Source organism: Pseudomonas sp. PIC25 (assembly GCF_002286785.1).
Taxonomy (GTDB): Bacteria; Pseudomonadota; Gammaproteobacteria; order Pseudomonadales; family Pseudomonadaceae; genus Pseudomonas_M.
Genome location: NZ_MUJY01000055.1, coordinates 1 through 6,691 on the forward strand (window position 1 = coordinate 1; position 6,691 = coordinate 6,691).

Here is a 6,691-nt window from a genome sequence, read left to right on the forward strand (position 1 = left end):
AACGCTATGGAAACGAGCTCAACCCATTGATTTGCATGAAGGAATCGCTCGGCTTCTATCCCTTGCAACAGCTAACGCAGACATAGCCAATGAATTCGCGGGATGACGATGCTGCCGCGTCAATCGCGAATGAATTCGCTCCCACAGAAATGGCCGGGTGTAGGGGTGAATTCATTCGCCCGTCGAAGCACCGCGGGCGGATAAATCCGCCCCTACCGGTCCGGGCGAACCTCAGCTCGGTGATTGCCCCAGAGCCTTGCCCGTCGTCGATACGCCCGGATGCGCTTCGTCGGAAAAGCCGGGGGCACAAGGCATGAGCATGAGAGAGCTGCCATTAAATTAGTCGTAACGGCCTCAATTAGCCGGAATAATGGCACACATGCGTATCGAGCAGTCACAAGTGCTATTATTCTTTCACTTAGCACCATAAAGTGAAGGAATAACGTCATGGCGAAAAAAGTGGCTCCCCTTCTTCCCTCTACAGAACGCCTTTTGGCCGAGCTTGGCGAGCGCCTCAAGCTTGCCCGCCTACGGCGAAATATCACCGCCAAACAGGCGGCAGAAAGGGCTGGTATGTCTCTGATGACGCTTCGCGCCCTCGAAAACGGGTCCTCGGGCAGCACGATTGGCGCCTACCTGGCCGTCATGCAAGTACTGGGGATGGAGAAGGACCTGAGCAAACTGGCTGCCTCAGACGAACTCGGCCGGCACCTTCAGGACGCCAAACTTCTACCGAAAAAGAACCCAAAACCGACTCGCGCCGGGCGCGCCAAAAACACAGCCAGGACAATCGAAAACCCGAAGCTCGCAGAGCCACCGAAAGCCCAAAGGATTCAGGAAGCCCCTACACCCCGTACCGTCCAGCCGGGACAGAACGAGCGTCTCGACACAAGTGGCTCGCTCAGCACGGATGCACTTGCCGGCCTTATCGTCTCCCCGCGCAGAGGTAAGAAATGACATGTATCGAGGTATGCGCAGACTGGGAGGGATTAGACGGCCCGCAGCGATTGGGCTGGCTTCACGCGCGGAGAAAAGGCGCTGCAGAGAAGTTCGAATACGACCCCAAGGCCCTTACGAATCCTCTTCTGAGCCAGGTACAGATCGACCCGAGTATCTATCCGTTCGAGGGCTCTCAATACCCGGCCGATGGCCGAAACATGTTTGGTGTTTTCGCGGACTCCTGCCCTGATCGCTGGGGACGACTCCTGATGAAGCGCCGACTGGAACGCGATATCCGGGATGGCCTTGCCCCCAAAGGCACGATACTGCGGGAGTCTGACTATCTACTCGGTGTTCACGATCAGTACCGGGTAGGCGCACTGCGCTATCGACTCACTGACGAAGGGGCTTTCCTCGACGATCAGGACAATGTCGCCGCCCCGCCACTCGTCGCAATCGCCGATCTCGAACGCGCAAGCCTGGCCCTCGAGCACGACCCTGACAATACCTCGCTTGATGGTCGTGATTGGTTGCGCATGCTGATCGCACCAGGTGGCTCCCTTGGCGGCGCCCGCCCCAAGGCCAGCGTAGCCGACGATGCTGGCCATTTGTGGATTGCCAAGTTCCCGAGCGCTCGCGACGAGTACGACGTTGGTGGTTGGGAGATGGTGGTCAATGCGCTTGCGAAAGGCTGCGGCATAAATGTCGCTCAGGGTGCAGCTCAGCGCTATGCAAGCCCCTACCACTGTTTCAGGGTTAAACGCTTCGACAGAACCGAACGCGGTGGCCGGTTGCACTTTGCCTCAGCCATGACCCTGACAGGCCATGTTGATGGTGAAGACGCAAGTACAGGCGTCAGCTACCTTGAGCTGGCGGAGATACTCATGCGCTTCGGATCTGAGCCAAACCGCGACCTTACGGAGCTTTGGACGCGCATCGTGTTCAACATCCTTGTGTCCAACACGGATGACCATCTGCGAAATCACGGATTCATCCTCAATCCGGGTAATGGCTGGCGCCTGTCCGAAGCCTATGACATCAACCCCGTGCCTACCGGCGATGGTCTGAAGCTCAATATCACCGACGCAGACAACGCTCTTGACCTGGAACTCGCCAGGGAAGTGGCGGAATTCTTTCGTTTGCGCCTGACAAAGGCAGACGAAATCATTGCGGACTGCAAAAGCGTGGTTAGCCAGTGGAGAACCCTTGCAAAAGCCATTGGCCTTGGTTCGCGTGAGCAGGATTACATGACACCAGCTTTTGCAATTTCGGAGAGCTAGAGAGGGCGAACCAAGGCTCTGCCCACGAGCCCATAACTTAACCAGATGTGGCCAAGATGGTTGGGACTGCTCCCAGCTACCCAGCCAGCAGCCACATACCCGAGACGAACACCGCTTCTGTAGGAGCGAATTCATTCGCGATGGGGGGCGATGCTGCCGCGTCAATCGCGAATGAATTCGCTCCCACAGAAATGGCCGGGTGTAGGGGGGAATTCATTCGCCCGTCGAAGCACCGCGGGCGGATCAATCCGCCCGTACCGGTCCGGGCGAACCTCAGCTCGGTGATTGTCCCGGAGCCTTGCTCGTCGTCGATACGCCCGAATGCGCTTCGTCGTATTCGGGGCTCGTCTGCCCGAATTCCGGAGCGATCTGGCCGCTGGCGAGCCAGAGTGCGTATTGCGGGTAAATCTTCACCAGCACATCGATTTCTTCGGTATTCATTCTGACTGCGCGCTTACTGATGGTTTTCCAGCGCTCATGGCTCGTTTCGCCAAGCTGGCTGAGCTTCTTTGGCCCCATCATTCGGAGCAATTGTATTGCCCTATCCAGAATCTCATCCATGACTCAACCCCGGCCACCATCATGCTCAGATGGCTCAAGATGAGCCTCGTTGTATTCAGGACGGAGCTGCATGATCTCCGGGACAATCTGGCCGCTAACCAGCCAAAGAGCATACTGGGGAAAAACCTTGACCAGCACACCAAGCTCTTCGGTACTCATCCGGATGGCGCCCTTGCTGATGTTTCTCCAGCGCTCGTAATTCGGCTCCCCGAGCTGACTGAGTTTCTTGGGGCCCATCATTCGGAGTAACGGGAGAGCCCTGTCTCGCGTCGAGCCGGTGCTTTCATGCTGTCTGACAACTGGCTCGGATGGTTCACGCGGAGCCTCATCGTATTCAGGGCTGGTCTGCCCGATCTCCGGGGCAATCCTGCCACTGGCGAGCCAGAGTGCGTATTTCGGGAAAATATTTACCAGAACATCGATTTCTTCAGTGCTGACCCGGACCGCTCCCTTGCTGACGCTCCTCCAGCGTTCGTAATCACCACCGTAATTGCTGGCCTTTTTCGGACCTATTTTCTTGATCAATAGGCGGGCTCTATCAGCGGACGTCGTCATAATGGATAAATTTTCATCAAGGAATATCTTCCCCTTTCAAGGGAAATGGGAAACAATTTCCGGAGAGTAAATATTTCCGAAGGACTCCGAGAGCATCGCCCAATGGATATCCAACTGGAGAGGTTATCCCCGCCTCACAAACGATCAGCCTTGTCCCGACAAGTCTGCCGCCGCATCGTACTCCGGGCTGGTCTGACCAACCTCCGGCGCAATCTTGCCACTGGCCAGCCAGAACGCGTACTGCGGGAAAAATCGAACCAGCACTTCGAGCTCCTCGGTGCTCATCCGAATGTTTTTGTAGCGCACGGTTTGCCAGCGGACCAAGCCGATATCGCTTCCTTTGATCAACTCGTCGAAACCGGCCTTATCTATGAGAAGGCGGGCTCTTGCCTGCATCGATTCCATTTCGTTCTAAATAATTTACACTGCAATTATTGCAGTGATCCTGAGGATCAGGCATTGTTTGGATATATTGCACTGCAATAAATGCAGTGAAATATGACTAGTGCAGAATATAGTGGATTAAAGCAGATGGATACGGAAGGCCTGGACCCGCAAAAGCTCATCGGATGCCCACCCCTCATGCCCTGGCAGTCCTTCGCCGAATGGATCGGCATGGGCGACGAACCCATCGTCGTTCGAAGCTGGCTGGAGCGAGGCTACATACCCAGCCTCAAGGTCGGCAGGCGCCTGATGGTCAATGTGGCGCTGCTGACGCGCCAACTCATGGAGCAGGAGTGAACGCATGCGACAGGGAAGCCCATCCCCCCACTCACCCACCACCCGCGCCGGGCTCAAGCTGTTCTGCCTGGTGGAACAGGCACCGGACGGCCGAATCCTCTGCCTCCCCGTCCACACCCACTACCGCCCCCAAGCCCCCTGGGCTCCCGTCTCCCATAAGTGGACACGGGTGCTGCCTGCCGGCTTCATCCTCCGCGACACGCGCGCCACCGCCCCCAGCCTCGAAGCGCTGGAACGCTGCCGCCGACAGCACCGGGCCGATGCGTTGGGGACAAGCACGCGGGTTTATGACTGGAAGCCGTCTTTGCGGCGGCTTGTTGCGGGGTTAAGAGAATGCAAGGGAGAGCGGATGGATGTTCAAGCCACCAGAACGTGCTAGCCACGTCGAACTGCGCAAAATAGTCCGCATTGCACTCGAACGCATTCGGCTTGGCCGACCAGCCAGAAGCGTCATCATGGTTGGCCTTCGTGGTGTCGGGAAAACGGTCCTGCTGAATCAAATGCAGCGCGATGCGGAGGCTGCCGGCATTCAAACGGTCTATGTCGAGGCGCCCGAGTCCAGGTCATTACCCGCCATCCTGGCTCCAAAGCTTTGTGTAGCCCTGATCCGCATGAGCCGGATAGACGCGGCAAAGGAAGCGGCGATCAAAGGACTTCGGGCCTTGGCGGGCGTGAGGATAAGGATGGGTCGGAGGGTGGTTGAGGCGATCATTTTCTCGCAACGCTCTGCGAGGTTTCAGGTTTGCTCAGGCTTGCAATGAGCTGATTATTTTTTGCTGTATGCGACGTTTTTCGGCACTTGCAGCTGTCTTTAGATAAGAGAGGTTTAACCATGCTGCATTTTCCTAGACGAATGAAAGCTGGACCGAAACTTGCATATTTTTATGCAGTGTCGTTTGTAACTTTTAATCTCTGACTATGCAGCGCAAAATTTGCGCTTATTAGCAGGCATGCTTTATATGTTGTAGTATTCACCAGTTTGTTTGAGGCATATATTTTTTTGCGATAGACTTATTATTTTTTATCATAAAAATTACCTAACCTAAACTGTTTGGACTCAATGAGTTCCATATAGTGAAGGCGAAGTTGATATCACAAGGAGAAGATGAGATGAGAACGATAGCTTCAGAAAGCCTTCCCAGGCTCTCAAATGATGTTAAAGAGCTTGTCTCAGATGGCGTATACGCACTTTTTTCCTTGAGACAAGATGTTGGTAAATATGCTGTTGTTATCAGCCAGGACTCCACTGCATTTCTGCTTGATAGAGATGGCAATGTTGTTCGAGTGGTAACAGGAACTGAATACTCAGACCTTGAGTTAGAAGAAGCCGTTACTTTTTCTCGCGTAAAAAATAACTCCATTAGAATTAATGCTGCGTAAGCTCTATATTAGATTGAAGAGGTTTCTAGGGATGGGAACTGAGGAAGCTGCCAGTGCTATTAAGGTTGATAACACCTGCTGGATATTTATTTCTGATTCGCACGAGGTTAGGCATACCTACGATGTAATTCATGCCGCATGGGTATTGCGTGCGAGAGGCGTGAATAGTACTGCAATTAAATTTTTCACGGATGATCCACAGGCTGCCATGTATACGTCAGCCTTTGGCTGCCCAGATCCGCTGCCTATTGCAAGTCTCAATGCAGAGTTCCAGAACCTAGACGGATTTACTAATCTTTTTGTTGTGGTTACAGGGCACGGTAATGTTGACGGCATTGGATGCCAGACAGTTAAAATAGCCCCCGATCACTTGGTCTCGGCAGTGCGTACTGCGCCCGGGCTTAAACTTGTAGTTATTGTGTTGACTCAGTGCTTTGCAGGAGTTTTCAATTTCATTGATGCCAGAAAGAAGCCGCCTATTGTGATGTTGGGAGCGACCAACCTTAGCATAAGCCTTAGCACTCAGATTACCTTGAATAATCCTGTCATTGGGATTGGAGGGGCGTTGCTCTCAGGATGGGTTGCAAACTCCTTTATGTTTTACTTGTTTCGATGGATTGCAGCTCCAAGAGACATTGATGGCGACGGACGGATTTCGTTATTAGATGCATATAAATATGCAGGCGCGGCAGCCGTGAGTGAGATTGCAAATATAAAGCCATATATTTTTATGCATGCTCAGAAGCTTACAACTGAGTATAAGCAGCTTGAGTCGGATATAGCGGATGGTCGAAAACCTGACAATCCATTCAATCAGCTTGAACTAAAAACCAAAATATCTTCTCTGCACAATAGCGTTTCTAGTTTGCATGCCGGCCAGGAGTCTTGGTTGCTTCATGCCGACCTAGCACGGCGCACAGATATTTTTTGATCAATCCCACGCTTCAGCGTGGGATCAATGGGGTAAATCAATGGCACTACCCCATTAATCCGGGAGTTTTCCGATATACGCGAACAATCCAGTCAATACTGCTGAAGCTTCGCCAAGAGCAGCAAGAACCAAAAAACCCATACTACCCCTAGGATATAACACCAATCCAAACAAAATAAGGGGCGGTTGCAGGAGCTGAGTGCAGCAGGGTTATTGAATTGAAGCGGGAGCATCATGCTGCATAGCCATGGCTTTCTGCATCACCTCACTCATGACTTCGATGGGACACTTGAAGTCGAAGCGC

At 53.4% G+C, this 6,691-nt stretch carries 9 protein-coding genes; 6 read left to right on the forward strand and 3 right to left on the reverse strand.

Annotated features, from left to right (window positions below):
• Positions 1-447: 447 nt before the first annotated feature.
• Positions 448-957, forward strand: coding sequence for a helix-turn-helix transcriptional regulator (locus BZL41_RS06045; RefSeq protein WP_095598453.1), 510 nt, complete (start codon positions 448-450; stop codon positions 955-957).
• A complete protein-coding gene (locus tag BZL41_RS06050) occupies positions 954-2,219 on the forward strand; it encodes a type II toxin-antitoxin system HipA family toxin (RefSeq protein ID WP_095598454.1) in 1,266 nt (421 codons plus the stop codon). Before BZL41_RS06045 ends, BZL41_RS06050 begins: the two co-directional genes overlap by 4 nt.
• 273 nt (positions 2,220-2,492) lie before the next feature.
• Here BZL41_RS06050 and BZL41_RS06055 read toward each other — a convergent pair whose 3' ends face one another.
• From BZL41_RS06055 to BZL41_RS06070, 3 genes are all read right to left on the reverse strand, one after another.
• On the reverse strand, positions 2,493-2,780 hold the full coding sequence (locus BZL41_RS06055) for a DNA-binding protein (RefSeq protein ID WP_256578087.1): 288 nt from the start codon (positions 2,778-2,780) through the stop codon (positions 2,493-2,495).
• Between the two features lie 3 nt (positions 2,781-2,783).
• The gene (locus BZL41_RS29360; protein ID WP_371916490.1) at positions 2,784-3,305 is read right to left on the reverse strand and encodes a hypothetical protein; all 522 of its coding nucleotides are present in this window, start codon (positions 3,303-3,305) and stop codon (positions 2,784-2,786) included.
• Between the two features lie 174 nt (positions 3,306-3,479).
• Positions 3,480-3,731, reverse strand: coding sequence for a hypothetical protein (locus BZL41_RS06070; RefSeq protein ID WP_371916491.1), 252 nt, complete (start codon positions 3,729-3,731; stop codon positions 3,480-3,482).
• Between the two features lie 135 nt (positions 3,732-3,866).
• Here BZL41_RS06070 and BZL41_RS06075 point away from each other — a divergent pair, with 135 nt between their 5' ends.
• From BZL41_RS06075 to BZL41_RS27840, 4 genes are all read left to right on the forward strand, one after another.
• Entirely contained in the window at positions 3,867-4,076 is a 210-nt protein-coding gene (locus BZL41_RS06075) for a hypothetical protein (RefSeq protein WP_084339533.1), read from the forward strand.
• 353 nt (positions 4,077-4,429) lie between these two features.
• Entirely contained in the window at positions 4,430-4,837 is a 408-nt protein-coding gene (locus BZL41_RS06080) for an ATP-binding protein (protein WP_095598456.1), read from the forward strand.
• A gap of 349 nt (positions 4,838-5,186) precedes the next feature.
• Positions 5,187-5,456, forward strand: coding sequence for a hypothetical protein (locus tag BZL41_RS27835; RefSeq protein ID WP_143518029.1), 270 nt, complete (start codon positions 5,187-5,189; stop codon positions 5,454-5,456).
• Positions 5,457-5,487: 31 nt separating this feature from the next.
• On the forward strand, positions 5,488-6,387 hold the full coding sequence (locus BZL41_RS27840; protein ID WP_143518030.1) for a hypothetical protein: 900 nt from the start codon (positions 5,488-5,490) through the stop codon (positions 6,385-6,387).
• The last annotated feature ends 304 nt before the right edge of the window (positions 6,388-6,691 follow it).

Excerpts from the sequence above, each read along its gene's own strand:
- BZL41_RS06045 (WP_095598453.1), top strand. The coding sequence starts at position 448 with ATGGCGAAAAAAGTGGCTCCCCTTCTTCCCTCTACAGAACGCCTTTTG.
- BZL41_RS06050 (WP_095598454.1), top strand. The coding sequence starts at position 954 with ATGACATGTATCGAGGTATGCGCAGACTGGGAGGGATTAGACGGCCCG.
- BZL41_RS06055 (WP_256578087.1), bottom strand. The coding sequence starts at position 2,780 with ATGGATGAGATTCTGGATAGGGCAATACAATTGCTCCGAATGATGGGG.
- BZL41_RS06070 (WP_371916491.1), bottom strand. The coding sequence starts at position 3,731 with ATGCAGGCAAGAGCCCGCCTTCTCATAGATAAGGCCGGTTTCGACGAG.
- BZL41_RS06075 (WP_084339533.1), top strand. The coding sequence starts at position 3,867 with ATGGATACGGAAGGCCTGGACCCGCAAAAGCTCATCGGATGCCCACCC.
- BZL41_RS06080 (WP_095598456.1), top strand. The coding sequence starts at position 4,430 with ATGTTCAAGCCACCAGAACGTGCTAGCCACGTCGAACTGCGCAAAATA.
- BZL41_RS27835 (WP_143518029.1), top strand. The coding sequence starts at position 5,187 with ATGAGAACGATAGCTTCAGAAAGCCTTCCCAGGCTCTCAAATGATGTT.
- BZL41_RS27840 (WP_143518030.1), top strand. The coding sequence starts at position 5,488 with ATGGGAACTGAGGAAGCTGCCAGTGCTATTAAGGTTGATAACACCTGC.